Source organism: Kosmotoga sp. DU53 (genome assembly GCF_001639905.1).
GTDB lineage: Bacteria > Thermotogota > Thermotogae > Petrotogales > Kosmotogaceae > Kosmotoga > Kosmotoga olearia.
The window spans coordinates 13,329-36,985 of the sequence record NZ_JGCK01000058.1 but is presented as its reverse complement, the minus strand read 5'-3'; the positions used below and the strand labels follow the sequence as shown (position 1 = coordinate 36,985).

Here is a 23,657-nt window from a genome sequence, read left to right as displayed (position 1 = left end):
CTCCCTTTTTTATTCAAGGATCAATGACTATCAGTCTGCTTTGCCCAACAGCCTTCTAGCAAATTCAAGATCTTCAGGGGTGTTTATTCCTCTTATCTGGGTATCGTCTTTAATCTTATAGGCACCCACTTTGTCACCATTTTTTATGGCTTCATTTATTACCTGATCTATATAAAATTCCTTCCTGCCATAAAGGTGCAAATTTTCTGAATACTTCTTCGCATACCTCAAACCGAAAACGTATGCGCCTATCGCATATTCTTTTGTTTTCAATTTTGACGAATCATAAGTCTCGTCTATTTTTATTAAGTTCCCTCTCTCGTCTCTCAACACACTCGCGTACGGGAACCAGGTATTCGTTTCAGCAGTGAGAAAGGTAATGTCATTTTTTTGAACCAGGTGAACATCGGCGATGTTCTTTATCGTTTCTTTATTTATTAAAGGCGTATCAGCATACAAAAGCATGACATTTCCAGAATCGCTCTTTATGCTGTTAAGCGCGCACTTAAAGGCATGGGCAGTTCCAAGCTGTTCCTTCTGAAGACAGTATTCATACCCATCTCCCAGGTGCTCTCTTAATTCATCTTTATTGTGGTTACCGGCAACTATATAAATCCTGTCCACGAACTCCTTTGCGTTACCAATAACATATTCAATCAAACTCTTATCGTTGATTTTCACAAGGGGTTTTGAAGTCGATGCCTTTAAGCGGGTCCCTTTCCCGGCGGCGAGAATTACGAGATACTCGATCATCAAATCACCTCATGACAGAAATAATACGTTCTATCACATTCGCTGCTTCATCTTCCGAATTCATTTCACAGGTTATTCTAAGCACAGGTTCAGTTCCTGAAAATCTTATTGAGAGCCATGTATCGTCATCATAGTATATCTTCAACCCATCCATATAGGAGATCCTCTTTACTTTCTTTCCTATTTCAGGTACATATTTATCTTCGAAAAACCGCTTTTTCAGTAGTTCCTTGTTAGTTATCTTTATATTTTCCATCTTAAAGTATTTCTTTCCGAACTCATCCTCGATCTCTTTCAATAGCGCTCCTATTGTTTTCCCGGTTTTGCACACCATTTCTACCATCAAAAGAGCTGCAAGTATTCCATCTTTTCCGTTCACATGACCTCTTATCTTTAAGCCACCACTGCTCTCCCCACCAAGCAAGAGATCGTATTCTTCCATCTTCTCGGATATATACTTGAACCCAACGGGTACTTCAAAGGCTCTCTCACCGAATTTTTCTGCAATCTTGTCGAGAGTGTGTGTCGTGGTGAGATTTCTAACAACTCCTCCCTTCATTCCTTTGTACTTCAACAGATAATAGTACAGCAATACCAGTATCTTGTTCGCGTCTATATAATTACCGTTCTCATCGTAAATTCCTATCCTGTCAGAATCACCGTCTGTCGCTATACCCATATCATACTTTTTTTCCTTCATTTTGTATTCCATATCCAGAAGGCTTTTTCTTTCAGGAGATGGTAATTTGAGACCAAACATGGTGTCTCTATAAGCGTTCATCAGATCTACATAACATCTTAACGAAGCTAAGCACATAAGCATTATATCTTTGGAAACACCGTACATCGGGTTAAAAAGTATTTTGAAAGACCTGTTTTTTATACATCCCGTATCGATAAAAGCTAACAAAGAATCTATATACTCATTTTTATTTTCATAGTAAACGATTTTTTCTTCATTTATATATTCGAAGAAGTTTCTACGCGCCAATTTACCATCTATGCTATTGGCGATTCTTTCAAGTTCATCAGTAACAGTCACTGGGGCATCCTTCCCCTTTTCCACGATGATTTTGATTCCATTGTATTCGTGCGGATTGTGCGAAGCGGTGATCATCACACCAAAATCCAGAGATAATTTTTCAACTCCATACATTATCATCGGAGTTGGAGAGGCATCCTCAACAAAATATACTTTTATACCTTCTTCTGCAAGAATTTCTGAAAAAGCTCGGGAAAACCTCCCGGATAAAAATCTCAAATCGTGCCCAACAATCACAGGTTTTAGACTCTTAAAATTCTTTTTGTAATAGATGCTCAGGGCTTTCGCCACTTTTCTGACATTATCGAAGGTAAAATCTTCGGCTATAATCCCTCTCCAACCGCCTGTACCAAACTTTATCATAAGATTTCCCCTGCTTTCTTGTCTTTTTCAACAATTAGTTCTACTCTGCCTTTATAGTGGACTTTTCAAGTCCTTTTTCGTACTCTTCTCCGGCTTATTTGGCATACGTTCCATCTTTGAAGCTTTCTTGGATCTCAAACACCTATTCTCGTTTTGGTTGTACGTTGTACGTCTCTTTTTCTAAACCCTAGACCAGATCTTTATCTAAAATCCAGTCTCCAACATCCAATCTCGCATTTAATTTCTAATCCCGGATCTCGAATCCCGGTTCTCGGTTCTCGGCTTTTTATCAGCGTCTGCAAGCGTCAACGTCGTGAGCCTCCTGAGCGCAGCTCAGCACTTCCGCCGCGTAGCGGCCCTCTCGGATTCTCGTGTTTTTTATCGCAAGCGTCATGTTTTTTCTCGGACTCTCGAATTCTCGGATTCTCGGATCTCGGATTCTCGGCTTTTATCAGCGTCCGCAAGCCTCAACCTCGTGAGCGTCAACGTCGTGAGCCTCCTGGACGTAGTCCAGCACTTCCGCCTCGCGAGTATCTATTGTTTTTCGATATTATTCTAAGACCAATTCAATGCTTCGAACCATTCAGTATTCTCAACCTGTCAGGATTCAGGAAATTCAGGCAACATCCTGACCCGAACAATCTCACCCTCAGATTCAAGCTTTCTTCGTATTCCACTATTTCTTGATATTTAGAACACAGATTATCTTCCGTAAGGTATTTACATTGACTGTTACTCCCATCCCACTCTCCACAATAACAGGGAGTGTTTTTACAGCAATATCCACACTTAACACATTCAGGACATGCCCTCTCATTCTGCAGTTCCTGAAAAAGCGCCTCAAATTCATCATCCATTTTTATCACCTTTTTGCTTCTCTTCGGAGTGGTTCAACTCTTTAAGAGTAAAATATACTGTGGTTCCTTTCCCATATTCAGATTGCAGCCAGATCCTCCCGCCGAGCAACTGCACTAACTCCTTGGTTAGAGGTAATCCGAGCCCGGTACCTTTTTTGAACTTTACACGGGACCTATCATCTTTAATTTGGACAAAGCGTTCGAATACCTTATCCTGATATTCTTTCTTTATACCTATTCCAGTATCCTCTACGGCAAAAAGGAACACATTACTTCCCTCTTCTTTGACCAGGACCCTGACGACTCCTTCATTAGTGAATTTTATAGCGTTACCTATAAGATTTGTGAGAATCCTCTGCAACTTTGTTTTGTCTGTTACAAAGTTTTCCCTGCAAATCATCAATTTAGATTCTAATTTGATACCCTTTTTCTCCACCAGACTATTAAATTGTTCGAGAATATTGTTTACGAGAAGCTTTATGTTCACACTTTCAGGTTCAACCTTTACAGCGCGGGAAGTGATTTTTGAGATATCCAGTATATCGTTTACCAGTTTGAGAAGGTAATTCGCCGAATCAGCGATCATAGAAACCATTCTTCTTTCCGCAGGTCCAACTATCTCATAGAGCATTTCTGAATAACCAAGAATAATCGTAAGCGGCGTTCGAAGTTCGTGAGATATATTGGAAAAGAAAGCCGCTTGTGATTTATTGAGTAATTCAGCTTCTTCCTTTTGCTTCTTCAAAAAATTCTCTCGTCTTAACTGTTCTGTTATATCCAGAAAAAATACATCTACAACCTTTGTTCCGAGATACTTTGTAGGATAAAACTTAACCAGGAATCTCTTCTCAAAAGAGCTCCCTTCCGGTTTTATGGAAAGATCTAATTCACCTTGTCTTCCAAAAAACAAGGAATCTTCAAAGGTTGTAAGAAACTTTTTCCTGTCATCCTCATCAAAGCCCCTTAGAAACCTGGAAAGTTCCTTCGTTGAACTCACAAAGTTATTCATAGAGGGGGTAGAGTAAAGAATTTCTCCGCGTTCGTTTATTCTCAATGCAAGGTGGTCTGAGATATTTTCAGCCATGTTGTTCAGCATCTGCTCGGTACTAACACGTTTATTTACTTCATCATCGATTCTGTATAGAAGATAGTAAATAAAGATCAAGAACGCCAATAGAATGTTTATTGGGTATCTTATCAGGGCAAATACTGTATTTCTTGAGAAAATGTACAGAGCAGTTTGAATCCCTGAAAAGAAAACAACCCAGCTTAAGATTCGACCAAATTTTGTTTGCATTTTTTTCGATTTTATTAGAACCAATCCAACCCAGGCCATAACAATTCCCAGCAATACAAACCCCAAAGCCTGATAATACCAATTGTAAACACCAAGAAATTTCAGAATAACCATTGCTGGAATCGGTAGATAGAAGAAAGTATTATATTTCTTCGTATCATCTGAGTAAAATTTTATAACCACGAGTAAAGCCCAAATTTGAAGGCTATACGAAATACTCTCCGACAGCGCTATTATTATATTGTAGCCTTTCAAATACTTATAGATGGCGATAATACGATTCGCAGCGTAAGAAATCCAGAAGAAATCCCAGGCTGGTATTATATCTTTAGAGCGTCTGTTGAACACGACAAAAAGGATACTGATAGGAATCATCAGCACTGCTTGTACAATAAGAATGATCAAAACAATTGTTTCCACCATTATTTCACCTGACACTATATCACGCTCCGAAAGCCTCGATAAGGTGTGTAACTATTCTCTCGGAAGCCTTCCCATCGCCAAAAGGATTCACAGATTTCGCCATTTTCTCGTATTCTTCAGTCGAATTCAGAAGCTTGAGCGTTTCTTCGACTATTTTCTCCGCTGATGTACCCACAAGTTTTGCTGTTCCGGCTTCTAAAGCTTCCGGTCTTTCCGTTTCGCTTCTCAAAACCAATGTGGGTTTTCCAAGAGCAGGAGCCTCTTCCTGTATCCCTCCAGAATCGGTAAGAATAAGCTTAGCTTTTTCCATCAAGGAAACAAAAGGCAAATAATCAAGTGGTTCTGTAAGTAAAACCCGGGGATACTCTCCCAATTCTTCATAAACTACTTCTCTAACAACCGGGTTCAAATGGACTGGAAAAACGAGCTTCAGGTCCTTCTTCTCAGAAAGAATCTTTTTGATGGCTTTCATAACCTCCCTCATAGGTTCTCCCCAATTTTCACGCCTGTGCATGGTCATGAGTATATAACTCTCATCTTCCAAACCAAGAGATTCACGAATTCTCCTGGCTTCAAGGCTCTTATTTTTTGTAGTCCATAAAAGGGCATCTATCACTGTGTTACCAGTGACCAGCATGTTTTTCTCCGAAATCCCGGCTGCTAGAAGATTCTTCCTCGCTTGTTCGGTGGGAGGATAATGATAGGTGGCTATAACGCTAACAAGTCTTCTGTTTACCTCTTCAGGGAAAGGATTGTAAATATCATTGGTTCTTAATCCGGCTTCCACATGCCCCACAGGGACTTTGTGATAAAAGGATACCAGAGCACCCACAAAGGTAGTGGTTGTGTCTCCCTGAACGAGCGTGGCAGCAAATTTCTCATTCTTATATATATCTTCCAGAGCTTTAGTAAGTCTCGATGTCAAATCTGAAAGGCTCTGCCTTTCTTTCATGATATTCAGATCGTAATCCGGTGTTATACCAAACAATTCGAGCACCTGATCGAGCATTTCTCTGTGCTGGGCCGTGGCGATAACTACAGGTTGCAATGGAGAACCATTCAAAGCAAGATAAACCGGTGCCATTTTTATCGCCTCAGGCCGCGTACCAAAAACCAGCGCTATTTTTTTCAACCGAGTTCCCCCCTAGAGCTCAATATTTCATCATTTTGTCATATTGTATCATTAATGGAGAAGCCAACCAGCCAATCACCTGACCATAGAAAATTGAGTTTCCAGGAGAAATCCCTATTTTAAAAGCTAAAGTAGAAATGTCCTCACTTGGTTCATAAAGTATCGAAAAAGTTATCGGTATCCTCACAGGTGTATCAGCTACAATGTACAAAAGCGGGACAAAACTCGCATGCAAACCAATAGTTCTATACTCTTCAAAGCGCCTGTAATCTGCTTCCAGCGAAATCCCCACACCACCAATGGAGAACAAGTTTAAAAAATTCATTCTCCTCGTACTGAAAAGATCCACCGACACCCCCAACGAAAGTTCTAAAAACTCATCCGTACCACCTACCAGGGAAAATAACGGATCCTCCTCGTTTGATGTTGCTTCCATCGTAACTAAATCATAAAAAGGATCTATGAAATCATTCTCGTTAAGTTCCTTAAGATAAATCACAGACAAGATCGGGGTGAAAGTCCAATCAACCTCAGGAACGTACCCACCATAAATCCCCAGTATATCGATGAAGTCGCCTGATAGAACAGCTGCAAAATACTCAGACGATACTTCAAAGCCATTTTTTATAACATTGTTGAAATCATACAACACATCTATATAATGACTGTCAGAATCAACATAGCCCCCTTGAACGACCAGATTATGCCGCGGGGACAAAAGGGGTGCAGAAGCACCTATATTGAGTTTTTCAGGAAGAGCCAATCTCAACTCGCCACCAAAGCCATTTAACTCGTCATAGGAGAGAGCTAATGCAACATAATTATTCGGTGAGAACTGCAGAAAAGCACCGTAACGATTATCTATAGAACCGTCGTACAGGTAAATTGAATCAGCAGTCAGTCCGACTTTCACATAAGGGAACATGGTAAAAATGAAGTTTGAACTCACCTCGAGCCCATCTGATTGAAACATTATACTCGAATCTGTTTTGAATTCATAAGCATCGAGGTTACTCGGTTCTTTTTCACCAGGCATCTTCAAAATAGGTGGCCAGTGATTGTTGTGTCTTTCAATATCGAAAGTGTGCATATGGGGATCGACGTGTACGGCTTTCAGATTTCCAACTTTTATAGTAGTTGATTCTGTGGTGATAAAACTTTCGCTTCCATTATTAGTTTCCACAAGGATTTCTACAGGAACTTTCCTATCCTGAAGATCTACCCGTATCCCGTCGCTGACAGGATAAACCTTCGGATCGAAATTTTCTGGATTTAAGAAGAGATCCTCAAGAATTTCCCGATCTACATAGTTAGAAAAATAACTAAGAAATTGTTCCGAATAAACCGTTTTTCCAGAGAATTTTTCGTAATAATCTTTGAGAATCTCAAGAAGCTTTTCTTTTCCCAGATAATCCTCAAGCATAAAAAAGGCTCTTTTAGCCTTCTGATAATAAACATAGCTCTGGTAATTCAGCGGAATCTCGTCAACCGCTGCAGCTATTTTTGCCTTAACCCCTGCTCTTTTCATATCCAGGAACGAAAGTTGGTCAGCTTCCGAAAAAGTATCGGGAACTCCAAGTTCAGAAAGTAAAATCAACATAAAATCTGGAGCATCCCAATTCAAATAATCGTCCCTCTCACACAAATCAAACATTGTTCTATGGGCAACGTAATCCGTCATACCTTCGCTCAAAAAGTTGCTCTTCAAAAAATCCACGCCAGCACCTATTCCAAACCAGAGATGGGTCAACTCGTGTGCAACAACATAAAAAGCTACTGGATCCAGCAAACCATCGGCCCATAAATTAGCTGTAGTGAAAAAACCATCCCCCAGTACAACGAGCCCATCGGCGGTGATTCCATAGAGCCCAGGGTATGGATCCTGAAGAATACGAATCGTCGAGTACTTCAAATCCCCGAGAAGAGGTATGTGATGTTGCAAAACCCTTATGGCATTCAACGCGATTGTTGATGCCGTTCCCAACTGCCCTTTCCGATAATAAACCTCCACAGTAAAACCATTTCCATCAACAGTCATGGAAGTGTAATCTTCCGAATTAACGAATGCAATAGGACAGGAGAAATAATCCCCATTTGACTTCCAACGACCCTCTTCTATGTATTCTCCACCGGTAACAGCCGTCCACCCTTTTGGGAGGGATAGCTTCAAATCCCATGAGTGGGGCAGCAATGCAAATCCTGTCACATCTTCAACAAGCAGCGGATACCAGCCAAACCGCCATAAAAAGAAACCATCAAGCATTGCTTCTTCCGGCTGAAAACTCTCAGTAAAGACCGTTTTAAACGAAATAATTATCCTTTTTTCCTTTGTAAAAACCTTTAGCAACGAATTCCGCCTCAATTCCTCCGCTCCCACAAGAGTGGCCGGATAGGTTTCCAGTTTGTAATTCAGAGGTTCTCCAGCCGGGTTATAAACTCCAAGGATCTCCATCTTATTTTTTCCCTGCTCGAACAAACTGTGTATAAAAGGATTGTCTTCTGAAGAAAGATTTGGAAGCAGCAAAAACCTTGTTTCTATTCCATCAGTATCGACCGTTACTGTCCCCGAAATACTAAGTGCCTCGGGCTCGAAAACAGCATCGATATCATAGAAAACACCGAACAACTGCGAAAACACAAACAGACAAAAAAATAAAGAAAGCGTTTTTTTCATTTTAAATCCCCCTTGGAAACCACCAAAATTTTCTGCATTTTGTTAGAAAAGCTGAGAATGATTCCTAAAAACAATTATATATTACATACAAAACAAAGCGCCCCTTCTCGGGGCGCTAAATCCCTAAAATCTTTCAATTATTTTCAATGTCCACCAACCAACGGGACATCTTCAATACCATACTCAACATCACTGACCTTACCGATTCCAAGGAGATAAGCAATCAAATTTGGAATCTCGGTGTTGTCATGAACGCCACTAAAGAGTTCGGCACCTGGACCGAAGGCGAATATCGGGACAGCTCCTCCTGTGTGGTCATGTGTTGTCCAGCCTATCTGGGCTTTGTTGCTGAGGATTCTCCCGATAGCATTTCCTGCACCGTAGAAAGATTTGGCTTTTTCTTCATGGTAATATGCAAGGTCTTCATCGGTGAGCTCAACATTGAAGTATGTCTTGACAGCTTCCTTGAGTTCCTCATCGGAATCACCGAAATTAGAAACTATCCAATCAGCGGTTTTTGTGTAATCCTTCCTTATCTTTTCGAGATTCATTGTGTATCCGCCTGTGGAGAGTCCGAGACCGCCTGTTTCATGGTCTGCAGTAATAACGATGAGTGTATTCGGGTGTTCCTTTGCAAAATCAAGAGCGACTTTCACAGCATTGTCGAATTCGACGATTTCTTTCCATAGACCGTAAACGTCGTTTCCGTGGGCTTCCCAGTCGATCTGAGAACCTTCGACCATCAGGAAGAAGGGAGAATCGTCTTTTGAAAGTATCTCGAGAGCTTTCTCAACCATTTCCGGAAGCATTGGTTCTTCTCCAGTTCTCTCGGAAGCAGCTTTGAGATGGCTGTAGCTAAAGAGTCCAAGGACCCTGTCACCATCGTAATTCAACAACTCTGTTTTTGTCGTGATGTAGTCAAAACCATTAGCTTTAGCTATTGCTATAAGATCTTTCCCATCTTTCCTTTTACCACCCGTTGGAACGAAGTGTCTCCAACCGCCACCAAAAGCAACTGTCAAATAACTATCTACGAGTTGCTCAGCTAGTGTATTTTCATCTCTTCTCGAACTCACGTGCCCATAGAAAGCAGCAGGTGTAGCGTGAGTTATACGGCAGGTGGCAACAATTCCTGTCTTGATACCATACTGAGCCGCGATCTCAGCGATGTTGGTGACCACCTTTCCATCTGGAAGCATCCCTATCATCCCATTGTTGGTCTTATAACCACATGCCAGAGCTGTTCCAGCAGCCGCTGAATCTGGAACATTGCTGTTTGCTGAAAAAGTCAGGACAAACCCTGTGTAGGGAGCCTGAAGCATGTAAAGTTCCCTACCCTCAAGATAACTTGTCAAAAGGACATGGTTAATTCCCATACCGTCACCAATCATGTAGATAACGTTCTTAACACCAGAAGCAACGAGCAATGAAACTATAAGCAAAAGAACAAAGACAAGCAAAAACCTTCGCATAAACAAACCCCCTTTTAATGAATGTGGCATTAAAAGTATACCACTATCGCATAGTTTTATTACAGAATATCTCATAACAACTACCGGTATTTATGGGCTGTTAGTAATACAGATTACCAATTTTCTGCAGAATATCAGCTGGCAATTCTTCTTGATATCACTAAATTCGTACACTTCTATTTTTATACAAAAATTAGCTAATTTTTATTTCCTTTTGAGAAAAAATAGTTCACCAGGTAAAAAAACACTCCAATAAAATTCAGGTATAATTTGACTTAAAGAGCAGACTACAAAAGACAGGATGGTGTCTATTTTGTCAACCCTATATCTTGCTATAACACTCCTTTTCTTCTCCAGCATGGAAATCGTCTCAAAACCGCTTATGGGACAAATCGATCCGTTCTTTATGACAGCTTTTCGTTTCTTCATTGGAGGATTATTTTTAATGCCCCTCATTGAAAAAAAACTCCCGCCAAGAGAAATCATTTTACTCACAATGATAGGTTCATTGAACACAATTGTATCTATGACCTTTCTTCAGTTATCTGTTAAATTTGGAAACGCCTCTACCGCGGCTACATTAATTGCCACTAACCCTTTGTTTGTAACCATTTTTGCTCCCTTTTTTGGCTCTGAAAAACCTTCAAAAAGGAAATTCATCGGGACATTTCTTGGATTTGTAGGAATACTGATTTTTATCAGCGGCATGCTTGAAGGAGACACAATTACTGGTTTTCTCTTCGGAATAGGTTCCGCCATATCTTTCGCACTTTACACCCTATTGCTTAAACCTCATGTGTTAAAACACGGGGCGCTGACAGCAACCGCCTATTCTTCCTTTTTTTCCGGTGTTGTGTATTCAGCGACCCTTATGTTATTCGGCCAGTTCAAAATTACATCCCTAAATCTTTCGAGCTGGCTGATTCTTCTGCATCTTGGAATCGGTGTTACCGGCATTGCATACTTTACATTTTTTGCCGCCGCCAAGCGTATTGGAGCCTCAACAGCAAGCAGAGTGTTTTACCTCAAACCGGTGGTTGCAACTCTTCTCGCTTTCATATTCCTGTCTGAAGAAATCGGCGCTTTCAAACTCATCGGTATAGTAGTGATAATTCTTTCATTGATGATTTAAAAACCGAGAATCCGAGATCCGGTGTTCGAGATCCGAGAACCGGTAACCAATGCACAACTGAGGCTTGCAACGCTGTCAGCTGATGGAGCGACGCGAACCGCTGCGCGGCGATAAAACCCGTTGTTGGTTGTACGTTGTGCGTTGTACGTAAAAATCAAAAAGCGAAAGGCTGCTTTGCAGCGGCTCTGCGCAACTTCGTTGCGGCTTTGAAAAAAAGCAAAAGAGAGGGTCTAGGGTCTGAGGTTTAGGGTCTAGGTGTTAGGGTTTAGAGAAAACAACCATACCCTAAAAACTATACCCTATATCCGCTCTCGTATTTGTAATCAACTCCGAAGGAGTGCTTACCCCTGACTTCGTCAGGCTCACCCCCGGCGCAGCCGGGCTTACCCAGGCGCTAGCGTGCTCACCAGCCGCACAGCGGCCCTCTCGGTTTCTCGTGTTTTTTGCACAACCAACAACGTTAATGATCACAGCCTCACTCTCTCATGTAACAAATGTTACTGATTCGCACTCTTACACAAGTTATAATTAAAAAACAACCCTAAAAAACTGCATGCAGGAGGGATTGCTTTGAGTTTTACAAAAGTTATGAGAACTATCATCGAAATAGGTGCATTCCTAGTTTTCCTGTTTCTTTTCATCGGAAAAAGCCTACAGTCATGGATCTTGATTTTTGGCGGCTTAGCAGTCCTTTCAATCTTTTTTGGTAGATTTTATTGTGGCTGGGTTTGTCCGATTCAAACAGTTTTTAGGCCAATAGGCTGGCTCTATGAAAAACTCCATATAAAGCGTTTTAAAACTCCGAAAATTATGAAAAAACTCGTAGTTAGATATGCTTTTCTTTTCCTGTTTCTCGGGTTACTGGTTGCAGTAAAAGTTCTCGCCATCAAACTTCCTTTGTTGCTTTATATTTTAGTTGCTGGTGTCGTAATCACTCTGTTCTTTGAAGAAGAATTCTGGCATAAAGTTTTTTGTCCTTATGGTACCATACTGTCGCTCTTATCCAGACCGGCGAAGTTAGGTCTTAAAGTTGATGAAGACAAGTGTATTAAATGCGGCCTATGTCAAAAAGTTTGTAACGCAGACGCCGTAATAACCCTTGACAACAAAAAGAGAAAAATCATAAATAACGAATGTTTGCTGTGCTTTAACTGTAAGGAAGTTTGCCCTGTAAATGCAATATCTTACAAAGGGACTAGCAAGAAGTAGAGAGCCGAGATCCGGTAAGCTCAGAAAAACAAGGATTGTTCCTGTTTTTCTGAGGGTATGCGAACTCTTTCGGAGTTGGAAAAAAGGAATGTGCTTGGAATCAGCTTCGCTCTCGGATGTTTGGAGCACCTTCGGTGCTGACAAAATAAGGTACAGCATGTCATTCCGGCCGTGGTCAATAACCGAGAATCCTTGAGTACGAAATTCACGAAGTTAAATCTGTGGATCCTGGATCAAGTTCAGGATGATGAGCCGGACTTGTTAGGCAGTAATAAATCGTTGTTTTTTGTCGTAGGGGCAGAACATGTTCTGCCCTCTGCAAAAATCTATTACAGGGCACTGAAGAAAATGGGGACTGTTTCTTGTCTATGCCTTTATTTTACTCCTACATCGGTTCTCGGACTCTCGGTTTCTCGGATTCTTATCAGGAGTTCGTGACAATCCCAAAGGGATTCGGATCGCTGCACAGCAGCTACCGGTTCTCGGACTCTCGGATTCTCGGATTTTATCAGCGTCCGCAAGCCTCAACCTCGCAAGCGTCGTACTATCAATCGTCGTCCCATCATTCCTCGCTCCACCAACAGTCGTTACTCGAGTCACGCAACTCGGCTCTTATCCGCCTCAGGCGCAGAGCCATTCCGCAGGAATGCAAAGCCTTTACGTAGTAAAGCGTAGCCTGAGCGAAGCTCAGCATAGCTGTTGCGAAGCAGCTTTCTCGGACTCTCGGATTCTCGGCTTTTATCAGCGTCCGCAAGCCTCAACCTCGTGAGCGTCAACGTCGTGAGCCTCCTGAGCGCTGCTCAGCACTTCCGCCGCGTAGCGGCCCTCTCTGACTCTCGTGTTTTTTATCGCAAGCGTCATGTTTTTTCTCGGACTCTCGGACTCTCGGATTCTCGGATTCTCGGCTTTTATCAGCGTCCGCAAGCCTCAACCTCGTGAGCGTCAACGTCGTGAGCCTCCTGAGCGCTGCTCAGTACTTCCGCCGCGTAGCGGCCCTCTCTGACTCTCGTATCAAAACCGTGTCTCTATTTAATTTTGAATTTTAATCTCTAAGTGATAGAATATGAGCGAATCCTGATTAAGGGGGGGTTATATGAACAAAAAGGAACTTGTTGCTGCCATTGCAGAGAGAACCCATATGACCAAGAAAGACGCCGGCAAAATCCTCGACGCAATCATAGACATAATTGAGGAAAAACTCGCAGGTGGAGAAGTTGTGAGACTCGTCGGGTTTGGTACGTTCTCTGTTGTCAAAAGAAAACCAAGGAAGGGAGTAAATCCAAGAACCAAGGAACCGATTAAAATTCCCGGAGGCAAAGTTCCAAAGTTCATTCCTGGAAAAGAACTGAAAGATAAGGTTAAATGAAACGCGGCGGCGTTTTGCCGCCGTTATTTTTCTATTTGGGTGCTGAATTGTGAAAAGTCCGAGGAATATTTTTCTTTATCTTCTTGTAATTTTAGAACTTCTGATATTAATCGGGATGGTGCTCCTGCATAATCAGATGACAGAAATTTATAATAAAATAAATACTCCTGGTATAAACAATCGTTTCGAGAAAACTAGTGGTAGGGGTGTACGAATAAGAATCGAATCAGGAATAAGAGGAAGCGAAATACTCCACGATAAAGATATACTTTCTGTTCTCAATGAACTTTACGCTCTAAACCTGACCGAGATTGCTATCAACGGGATGAGGATTACTCCTTTTAGCTATATTCGATGTGTGGGGCCCTCGTTGATTATCAACGGTAAACCGACCAGAATATCACCACTCGTGATTGAAGTAATCGGTGATTATGAGTATATCTCTTCAGGGCTTTCCTTACTCCAGGATTATTTCGAAAAGAGAGGAATTATCTTTGAAATCCTCTCCCTCGAAGAAGTTGAAATTCCGGGGGTGTGATATGAAGAAAATACGAAGAATGCTTATTTTTCCCTTTGCTCTATTGATAATCAGTTTCCTTCTTTCAGGTTGTTCCTTCTGGTGGGTCACCAGAAGTGATTTTGTAGATGAAATGACCTACATTGAAAAGAAACTGGACAATATCGAAAACGAGCAAAAACGCCTCGCAAACATTGAAAAAGAACTTCAGAACTTGAACGAACAGCTTCAGTACATGTCAGGTCTGGGAAGCATAGGCAGTACAACCGAGTTGCAAGAAATTCAAAAAGAACTCGCAGAACTACGTTTTCTGATAGAAAACACCGGAAGTGATTCTACGCAAACAACCATGGTTATTAAAGATATCTACAAAAAATTCGATTCGATTATAAATCGTTCCATTCAAGCTTTGTTTTATGAGAGAGAGATTAAGGAGATCAAAGATAGACTTTCCAACCTCGAAGAGACACAAAATACTGTTTACAAAGATATCATGGAAAGAATTCAGCAGCTTTCACAGCAAGAAAGTAATACAGCCACCTCTGTTGTCAGCTTAGAACTTTTCATGGCCGAAATGGCAGACATAAGAAGCAGAATCGGCCAGCAGCAATATATAGATAGTGAACCTTCAAAGGAGATTGTTTATATAGTAAAGCCCGGGGACACGCTCTGGGATATTGCGAGGACATATAATTTATCTGTTGAGGAACTCAAAGCCGCAAATCCGGAAATAAAAGAGAATAATATCATTCATGTAGGAGATGAAATAAAGATTCCGCTTTCTCTGGAAAATCTTCTTGAAGGTGAAAAACTCCTCTCACACTTTGGCCTCGAGGGAGATTTCACCATTCTTGTGGACGCAATTGAATCACCTTTCGGCAGTTATAAAAAGGGATACGCCAATCCAGGAATAGATCTGACCATTCCGGAAAACACCGTGGTTACTGCTATTCTGCCGGGGCGAGTCCTTATGGCTGGAAAAATTAACGAACTCTACGGTGAAACGGTGATTATAGAACATGGCAACGGATTAAAGTCGGTTTACGCACGCCTGAAAAAAAGAAATGTTTCAAAGGGAGATCATGTGAAGATAGGCCAGGAGATAGGAATTGTCTCCGAAGGCCCCGGAAACTTCCACTTTGAATTCTGGAGAGAAGACATCCCGATAAATCCCATTGAGTTAATATTCAAAAACCTTGGTGAATTCGATGCCACAATGTATTCCGAATGGGATGACGGCAGAAATCCAACGTCGCCGGCTTTCAAAATGACAGCTACCGGAAGCTTTGCAAAAGCTTATCGTACAGTTGCCGCTGATCCAAACATTCTTCCGCTCGGTTCCATAATATACATACCGTTCTTCGCCAACGCACCAAACAAAGGCTTTTTCATTGTTGAGGACACCGGAAGCTCGGTGATCGGAAGAAGGTTGGACATTTACACACCCGACCTAAAATTGGCAGGTACTTTCAAAGAAAAACTACTGGTATACCTGGTGAAAAAACCATGAGAAAATCGATCTTTGTTCTCTTTGCCTTTTTATTGATGCTCTCTCCCATTATTCTGGGATTAAAGGTTACTCAACGTTACCCGATCGGAACAGCTCCCATGAAATTATTGGAGGTAGAAAACAGAACGGGAAAATATTTTCTTGTTCTTGTAAAGGGAGACTCTGAAATTCTTGTCCTGAACGAAAAATTCGAACCAATACGCTACATAGACGACCTAAAAAGAGACAAAATCCAGGATATCATATATCACAACAAATCTCTGTATTGCTTTGGTTTTCATAGCGGCCGCATTATCATAATCGACATCTCTGGAAAACCCGGAGAATGGAAAATAAAGCAGCGCATATCTACAGGCGAACGGCTAATCACAGGTGTATTTTTAGAAAACACACTGGGTGTGCTTTCTTACGATAACAAATTTCTCATGGTTGACATAAAAAAAGGAAAAACCGTAAAAACGCTGAAATTACCCGTAACAGCTCTGTCTATGGTAGCTAAAGACAAATACTTCTTCGTATCACTCTTTTACAATTACAACCTCCTCACCAACGAATATGACACCGAACACGGTCTCTACGTCATCGACAAAAAAGGACAACTCGTAAAAACATTGAAGCTCGGAAAAAGGCCGTCTTATATGTTCATCGTAAATGATTACCTTGGTGTGGTGAATTATCTCAGCTCCACCGTAGACATCATATCAACAAAAACATTCAGAAAGATTAAAACCTTCAACGTTGGAAAATACCCTAATTTCCCGGTAATCTCAGGTGACATTGTATGGATATCCTCAACGGGCGAAGATCGAATTTACCAGCTTAATATTAAAAAACTCACGATGGAATCCTATCCGGTGGAAGGACGGGGACCAATAAAATGTGTCAGAATAAATGATAATCTTTTCGTATTAAACGCTATCAGCGGAGAATTAGAATTAAAAAACCTTAACGGTAGTACGATTCAGTCTTTAGACTTAAAAGGATACCCGATAGACTTAATTTTCAACGATTCACAGGTCGCGATTTTATTGTTTGAAGATTTCAAATTCAATTCAACCAACGGTTCCTTGGTGGTAATAAATTTTTGATTTTGTGTATTTCGTCATTGCATTTGAATAGTTTTTTGGTGTATAATTGGCCTGAAATGTGAATATCAGAAGTTTACTCACAAAATAATCCATAAATCCAAAAGAGGGGGGAAAATGTATGAAGAAACTTATGTTAGCTCTCTTACTTATGTTAGCTGTTATTGTTGCTGCAGTTAATGTTCCCATTCAGCCCGTGCTCTGGTATAACATTGAAGATCAATTAGCCAACGTAGAACCAGTTGGTAGGGCTGATCTGATAAGACTTCTCATTTACCACAACCTGGACCCTGTAATCAATTTTACAGAGTATGAAATCTGGACAAATAGTCAAGCGTTCAATACTATCAAATTCACTGATCCTGTTACCAAGGGCGAAATCGCTGCTATCCTTGTTAAATATCTTGGTCTTGAATTGGATGCTATCGACTACCCGATCAATGCTCCATATGACCCCAGCATTAAGACAAAATATGAAGCTGCTGGCTACAAAAATGGTACTTTCGATACAACCAGAATCTGGGGTTATCTGGAAGAGCTCAAGAAAGCAGGTATTTCAATAACAGATCTCGATAAAAATGTTAAAAGAGTAGAACTCATTAAATATCTCGTTGATGCTTTTGTTATCAAGCATCCAGAATACAAATACCTCAAGGATAAAATCAACAAACTCAAGACCCTTTACAGCAGAAGCCTCACAACAAGCGCCGAGGATGCTGCTTACATTTACGTATTTGAGAATTATTTCCTCGTTGAAGATAAAAACAACAAGGGTAAAGCTATTCCTTTACTTGCAGATAAAGAACTCTACAAATCCGCTGATTTCTTCGGCAGAACTTACGAAGACTATGTTGCAAGAGACGAAGCCTTCGCACTCTTTGCCAGAATCGCTCTTGCCGATGTGAAGAAAGCTGAGGACCTTGGCCTTCTCGTTCCTGTCAGGGAATTCCAGAACGTTGTCAATTACAAAGCAAAATACGATGGTCAGCTGGTATTCTGCGATCTTAAACTTCCAAAAGACGTCGTAGTTGAAGTAAAGGCCTATACAGCTGACGATCTCCTTAAAATGTGGGAAGAAAAACACAAGAACATCGAGAACTTCGAAACAATGAAAGAAGAGTTCGAGAAGAAACTCGCTGAACTCAAATCCTTCACTCTTGTTAAGACTGAAAGCGGAAAGGTTTACATCCTTCTCAATGAATCGATTTTCAGTTATGATTTCAAAAACGACCCCAAACCCGCTTTTGTAGCCGAAGGAAATGAATTTGCCGAACACTATCTCGCACTCCCGGATGAATCAAGAAGCGAAGAGATCACAAAGAGAGTTGTAGCTGATGTTGTTAACCGTGTCAAAGATGATTACACCGTTTACTCAGACAAACTTGACAAAGACATAGACATATCCAAGATTCCAGAGTTCACCATGAAGATTTACACCGTAAATGGCGATGTAATAGAAAACAAAGTCAATAAGGTATACCCGAAAGAACTCGTCAGATTTACTTACGTTGAAGAAATCAAGATGGTTACAAAGGTAGCTATGGACAAAGCCACTTTTGTAGGCGCTAAGAGTGTTTTCTATCCAGTCGCTGCGAGAATTCTTTACTCCCAGGAACCAATGACTCTTGGCAAACTCAGAGAATTTGTCGGAACCTTTGGCGAACAGCTCATGTCACCAGATGTCAAAATAGTTGAAGTAATAAACATGCTCAAAGGATTCCTCGAAGTATTCGACGAAGCGGGTGTTCCCGAAGATGCTGTCTTCGCAGCAAAAGCCGAATTCACGAACAATCCTGAAGTCCCCGTTCCAGTTATCTCCATTGAAAATGCTGAGATAAGCTACAAAATGCTTGGAAGACTCGTATCAGCTAAATTCTATGAAAAAGACAAAGTATTCTTCTTCGAATTCCTGACCGAGATCATTCCAGAAAAAGAAATGGTGAAGGGCAACATCTACGCCACAATAGTTGGTTCTGATACAGGTACCGTTATCAATAAAGGTTTGAAAGAGCTTATCCTTACCAGCGTTACAGTCAATGGAATTGAAATTCCTTATTCCAAGCTTTCAGGGAATTACATTGTTCTCCTCGAAAAACACGAAGATGACGAAAACATACCTGACCACTTTATAAGAATATACGCCGAATAATGTGATTCGTCTCCAAAGTGGCCCGCCCACAAAGGCGGGCTACTTTTCTTAAAGGAGGTGAAAAAATGAAACGAAGTTCTAAGATCATGCTATTTATCGGACTCATTGCGGTAGTTATAGTCCTTATTTACTTCTTAGCAATTAAACCCATCACTATAAACGTCAGCGTCATTTTTCCCAATGCCGCTAAGGGAAACCCAACTATTAAAGTTAGCTCTTCGATAGAAGAGATTCAACTCAGCAAGAACTCACCCAGCGCATCCATACGTGTAAAGGGAAAGGATACAATAAAATTTTCCACTCTTGAGGGAGTAGTTCTTCAAAGAAAAGACTTTGAGAAAGGGATGAAAGAATTAACATACACCTTCCCTGAACCAAAGATATCCGAATTTACATACAAATTATCTGAAGAAGCTCCTGAGGTAACCCTGCACTGGAGCCTTGATAAAGGACCGTACAACATCAGAGGGATTTCCCTTGAAAGAAATGGCATAACGATTTCCCGTGAAAATCGCCCATTTGTAGATAAGGTAGCCGATTTTCAAGGAAAGAACGTCTCATACCAGCTGATCGCAGAGTTTGAATACGGTCCAGTCAGCATAGACGTTTCCAAAGTTGTCACCATTGATGTACCAAAATACCCGGTTGAAGTAAGAATTATGCTGAAAATTCCACAGGGACTCTCCAGGGATATGGTAAAGGTTAGTCTGGATGATATGGAACTCTCTCCTGGAGAAGACAATACAGTTGTTTTCAAGAGCGTCTCTCAAGGAAAACATTCCATCACTTTGAGCTACGGGAAAGTCGAACTTTTGAAACAGGAAGCCGTATTTGATTGGAATAACGGACTCCCTTATCTCATGAACTATTCCTTGCCTGTAATTTCAATAACCAAACCTATCGTGGAAAAACTTAAAGGGGAAAAACTAAAAGTATCGTGGAGCAGCACCTTCGAAGATTTTGATGCTGCCAACATTTCTTACAAAGTTAAAATAGCTGATATCACCGAAGTAACAACCACCACGGAAATGGTCATTGAAATACCGGCAGAAGATTCTATTTTGAGTATCTCACCGTGCTACTTTGGAGTTGTCTTCGGAAAAACACAGGAAATCACGGTTCGTGGTAAGCCCAGGTTGGAAATTAAAACAATTTCAAAATACTCCACAGCCACCGAAGTAACTATCCCTTACATAGCTAAGAATGTTGAGACCCTGAGTATGAAACTGGACAACAGTGAAAAAACCCAACTAGAACCTACCAGTGGATTCGTAAAATTTGTTGGTCTCGATGAAGGCCTACATGAAGTTGAATTAAAAGCTGTTGGTATTTATGGAGAAAGCCTCATAGCCACAACCAGTTTTATCGTTGATACGATTCCACCTAATGAACCCGAAGTAGTGGATGTTAAGCTGGGAAAAGGTGTGATCACGCTTATTCTTGGTCCCCTTTCCTCAGACGTTTCCAAAATCACAGGTTATGTAAAAGTAACCGATGAACTCATTCATGAGGTTGAATTGGAGGTTTTTACTGAAACACCATCTGTTATTACGATACCTGTTCCCGAAAATATAGAAGGATTCGATGGAATTCTCGAAGTTTCCCTGCTAGCCGAGGACTTCGCTGGCAATGTTTCTCAGGTGAACGTACAGAAAGTGAGTATCGTCGATTTCGAAGAACTGTTTAAAAAGATTGAATTCTCCATAAATCAGAAAGACTACGAACCTGTTAACGTACAGATCAAAACTCACTTTGTTTCACCCAATGCCACCTTAACCGTTTACCTCGACAGTCCAAAAGGATCTTTCATCTTTGAATATCCTCTTGCAGAAGAACTGAGGGTTGAGGAAAAGGTCGAAGGTGTCTACTTTGGAAAAATGCAACTGAGTTACCAGTTGAACGTTGCTGGCGTCAAATCTCCAACCATTCTTGCAACCGAGACAGAAGTCACGCTGAAGGAATTAAAGAATTTCAGAGCTTTCCAAACAACCGAAGATGGCAACTTCCGTGTCGAATTTGTCCAGCTCCCTGATCCTGAGATCCGTTATGTTATAAAGAGAAAGATTACAAATACAAGATACTATCAAGATATAAGAACTGTGGAACCCATACCACTTAAAGAAGGGGAACCCTTACCAACATTGAAAGTTGATTTTGATTCCCCATTCGAATATACAGACGACTCCACTCTCTTGATAAACGTTGAGGTCATAGTTACCGGAAAAGACTTCGAAACTAAATTCACCAAAAAGGATATCCCTCTCTTTAAGGGTGCAACGATTGTTACAGGTAAATTCGACAAAGAAGTCGTTTATGATTCCAATGCCATGCCAATTCTTTTCACAGGCTTCGTTCAGATCCTACCAACCGGTTCAATTAAAATCCGAGGAAACGGGGAAATCCTGATTCAAGACGGAGCTTCGATTGAAGTAAGGGGTTCTCTGGAAATTGCAGGAACAACAGACGGACTTAAATTCGAAAACCTTTCAACAGGCGAAGTGCTGCTTCTCCCCGGAAGTACGTTCAAAGCCAGTAACATATACTTCAATGGGGAAACCGTTAGGCTATACGGACTTGGCAGCAATGTAACCATTGAAAATGCCGCTTTTGAGCATGGCGTCGTACCAATTTCCATGGCGGCTGGAAGCGATTTAACGTTGAAGAACGTCAAATTCAAAGACCTGAGAACCGCCATATATCTTGAAAAACCTCGTAAAGTCGCACTACGCGATATAGAAATCATAAACGCCGAAAACGGTGTCATCATAAACCAACCCACCGAAAGTCTCGAAATCGTTAACTTTAAAGCCACAGACAGAATAAGGGGTACCGCCATAAAGCTTAAGAACGCATTAGACATACCATGTAGCTTAGAAAATATCGAAATCTCTACAGGTGACATCGCATTAGAATTGGAAAAAGTAAGCAGCGCGGTAATCAACAATGGAAAACTAAATGCCAGGAACTTTGCCATAGTCATCGGAAAATCTGTCTTCATCCTCTTAAAAAATATTGTTGTTTCCGGAGACGTAGAGAACGGAGAACCCTACATAGGGATTTTGATTTCTAACAGCGGTGCTCTTATCGCAGACTCTGAGATAAAAAATTGCAGGCAGGATGGAATATACATTCAAAACGTAGACCTACCCCAACCATTACAGGAACAATACGAGCAACTCGAGGACAAAGAAAAACCCGAATGGGCACCTGTTGAAATCGTCAACGTGAAATTCGACAACGAACTCCCGCCAGATGGCTATGATGTTTACATTGACGGCACTTACGACGTAGTAATACATGATATCCCACTTGAAAAACTCAAATACCTTGATGGAAGGATTCAACCATACTGGTTCGACGGACTAAGATACCAATATCGAGGTGTAATCAAAGTCAAATAACTATACTTTTCAACAACAGAAGAAAAGGTGAAAATGGGGACAGTCCACAATGGGACAGTCCCCATTTTCAACGTCGCTGACATAAAAAACAGGGCACAGCATGCTGTGCCCTGTTTTTTGATTATCATTCTGAACTCGATTCAGGATCTCGTCATTGCTCTCTAAAAGATACTTAGCCGCAACGAAGTTGCGCATAGCCGCTGCGAAGCAGCGCATAGCCCCGCAAGCGTCTTGGACTCTCGGTTTCTCGGCTTTCATCAGCGTCCGCAAGCCTCAACCTCGTGAGCGTCAACGTCGTGAGCCTCCTGAGCGCTGCTCAGTACTTCCGCCGCGTAGCGGCCCTCTCTGACTCTCGTGTTTTTTATCGCAAGCGTCATGTTTTTTCTCGGACTCTCGAATTCTCGGATTCTCGGATTCTCGGCTTTTATCAGCGTCCGCAAGCCTCAACCTCGCAAGCGTTGCTTCATCAGCTGACAGCCTCGCAAGCGCCCAATGTTTTTTCAACTGCGAAGCAGTTCGTGACAATCCCGAAGGGATTCGAATCCGCTGCCCCGCAGCGCGTAGCAGCTTTCTTAGCTCTCAGCACGTTGTAACTCTCCCTTCTTCTTTGATATATCATTGGTTATGATATAATCGCAAATGATACAAACGACTGAAAGGAGTGATATTATGCGAGGCCAAAAAACCCGTGAAAAGATCATGGAAGCAGCTATAAAAGTTATATCGAATGAAACAATCGAGGGGTTGAGCACGAGGAAAGTTTCATCAGAAGCGAAGGTAAACCTCGCCGCTATTCATTATCACCATCGATCAAAGGAAGGAATGTTAATCGATCTGTCGAGATATATAATCATCAAATACGTATTTCCAACATTCGAAGATCTCTACAAAAATCCTAGAGAACCCAAAGAATTTGTGATGAACCTCTTTGAGAAAGCGTTTCAGTTATTTGAAAAACGCCCGGATGTTGTTAGAACACTCGTTTATTTATGGTTGCACGGCACAAAGAACAGAAGGATAAAGGATATTCTGGTAACGGGAAAACAGGAATTTATGGAAAAATGTATAGATGTCCTTGAGGAAAATATGTCCACAAAGAGGGCTAAGAAGGTTATTTCGCGCACTTTGAGTATATTAATTGGGATGTTAATGGATGCCCTGATTACCAATGAGAGACCTCCTCAAAAAGAATTGAACGAATTAGCCGGTCGTTTGTCATAATTTTGGAATGAAAAACGAGCCTATTCAAACAGCTTTCCCGGATTCTGGTACTCC

General features: G+C 41.2%; 15 protein-coding genes. 9 read left to right on the top strand and 6 right to left on the bottom strand.

Annotated elements, in window-relative coordinates; all coding sequences use genetic code 11:
• Positions 1 to 30 precede the first annotated feature (30 nt).
• The 6 genes from DU53_RS07170 to DU53_RS07140 form a co-directional block, all read right to left on the bottom strand.
• On the bottom strand, positions 31 to 753 hold the full coding sequence (locus tag DU53_RS07170; RefSeq protein ID WP_015868708.1) for an NTP transferase domain-containing protein: 723 nt from the start codon (positions 751 to 753) through the stop codon (positions 31 to 33).
• A 4-nt stretch (positions 754 to 757) separates the two neighbouring features.
• Positions 758 to 2,158 carry a phosphoglucomutase/phosphomannomutase alpha/beta/alpha domain I gene (locus DU53_RS07165; protein WP_015868707.1) on the bottom strand — a complete coding sequence of 467 codons (1,401 nt, stop codon included), beginning with the start codon at positions 2,156 to 2,158 and terminating at the stop codon, positions 758 to 760.
• 849 nt (positions 2,159 to 3,007) lie between these two features.
• Positions 3,008 to 4,750 carry a HAMP domain-containing sensor histidine kinase gene (locus DU53_RS07155; RefSeq protein WP_015868705.1) on the bottom strand — a complete coding sequence of 581 codons (1,743 nt, stop codon included), beginning with the start codon at positions 4,748 to 4,750 and terminating at the stop codon, positions 3,008 to 3,010.
• A gap of 4 nt (positions 4,751 to 4,754) precedes the next feature.
• Positions 4,755 to 5,867 (bottom strand): non-hydrolyzing UDP-N-acetylglucosamine 2-epimerase, encoded by a 1,113-nt coding sequence (gene wecB, locus DU53_RS07150; RefSeq protein WP_015868704.1) that lies wholly within the window; start codon positions 5,865 to 5,867, stop codon positions 4,755 to 4,757.
• A 19-nt stretch (positions 5,868 to 5,886) separates the two neighbouring features.
• Entirely contained in the window at positions 5,887 to 8,541 is a 2,655-nt protein-coding gene (locus tag DU53_RS07145; protein WP_015868703.1) for a M1 family aminopeptidase, read from the bottom strand.
• Positions 8,542 to 8,684: 143 nt separating this feature from the next.
• Complete coding sequence (locus DU53_RS07140) at positions 8,685 to 10,013, bottom strand: alkaline phosphatase (RefSeq protein ID WP_063728272.1); 1,329 nt, start codon at positions 10,011 to 10,013, stop codon at positions 8,685 to 8,687.
• Between the two features lie 301 nt (positions 10,014 to 10,314).
• Between DU53_RS07140 and DU53_RS07135 the strand changes: the two genes are divergently transcribed.
• From DU53_RS07135 to DU53_RS07080, 9 genes are all read left to right on the top strand, one after another.
• Positions 10,315 to 11,145, top strand: coding sequence for a DMT family transporter (locus DU53_RS07135; protein WP_063728270.1), 831 nt, complete (start codon positions 10,315 to 10,317; stop codon positions 11,143 to 11,145).
• Between the two features lie 570 nt (positions 11,146 to 11,715).
• A complete protein-coding gene (locus DU53_RS07130) occupies positions 11,716 to 12,354 on the top strand; it encodes a 4Fe-4S binding protein (protein WP_235599747.1) in 639 nt (212 codons plus the stop codon).
• Positions 12,355 to 13,447: 1,093 nt separating this feature from the next.
• Entirely contained in the window at positions 13,448 to 13,720 is a 273-nt protein-coding gene (locus DU53_RS07120; protein WP_015868699.1) for an HU family DNA-binding protein, read from the top strand.
• Positions 13,721 to 13,769: 49 nt separating this feature from the next.
• Positions 13,770 to 14,258 carry a DUF881 domain-containing protein gene (locus DU53_RS07115; protein WP_015868698.1) on the top strand — a complete coding sequence of 163 codons (489 nt, stop codon included), beginning with the start codon at positions 13,770 to 13,772 and terminating at the stop codon, positions 14,256 to 14,258.
• Position 14,259: 1 nt separating this feature from the next.
• A complete protein-coding gene (locus DU53_RS07110) occupies positions 14,260 to 15,747 on the top strand; it encodes a peptidoglycan DD-metalloendopeptidase family protein (RefSeq protein WP_015868697.1) in 1,488 nt (495 codons plus the stop codon).
• Entirely contained in the window at positions 15,744 to 16,835 is a 1,092-nt protein-coding gene (locus tag DU53_RS07105; RefSeq protein ID WP_015868696.1) for a YncE family protein, read from the top strand. Before DU53_RS07110 ends, DU53_RS07105 begins: the two co-directional genes overlap by 4 nt.
• Positions 16,836 to 16,953: 118 nt before the next feature.
• Entirely contained in the window at positions 16,954 to 18,981 is a 2,028-nt protein-coding gene (locus DU53_RS07100) for a hypothetical protein (RefSeq protein ID WP_015868695.1), read from the top strand.
• 65 nt (positions 18,982 to 19,046) lie between these two features.
• A complete protein-coding gene (locus DU53_RS07095; RefSeq protein ID WP_063728266.1) occupies positions 19,047 to 22,382 on the top strand; it encodes a hypothetical protein in 3,336 nt (1,111 codons plus the stop codon).
• A 669-nt stretch (positions 22,383 to 23,051) separates the two neighbouring features.
• Positions 23,052 to 23,603, top strand: coding sequence for a TetR/AcrR family transcriptional regulator (locus DU53_RS07080; protein WP_015868691.1), 552 nt, complete (start codon positions 23,052 to 23,054; stop codon positions 23,601 to 23,603).
• Positions 23,604 to 23,657: the final 54 nt, after the last annotated feature.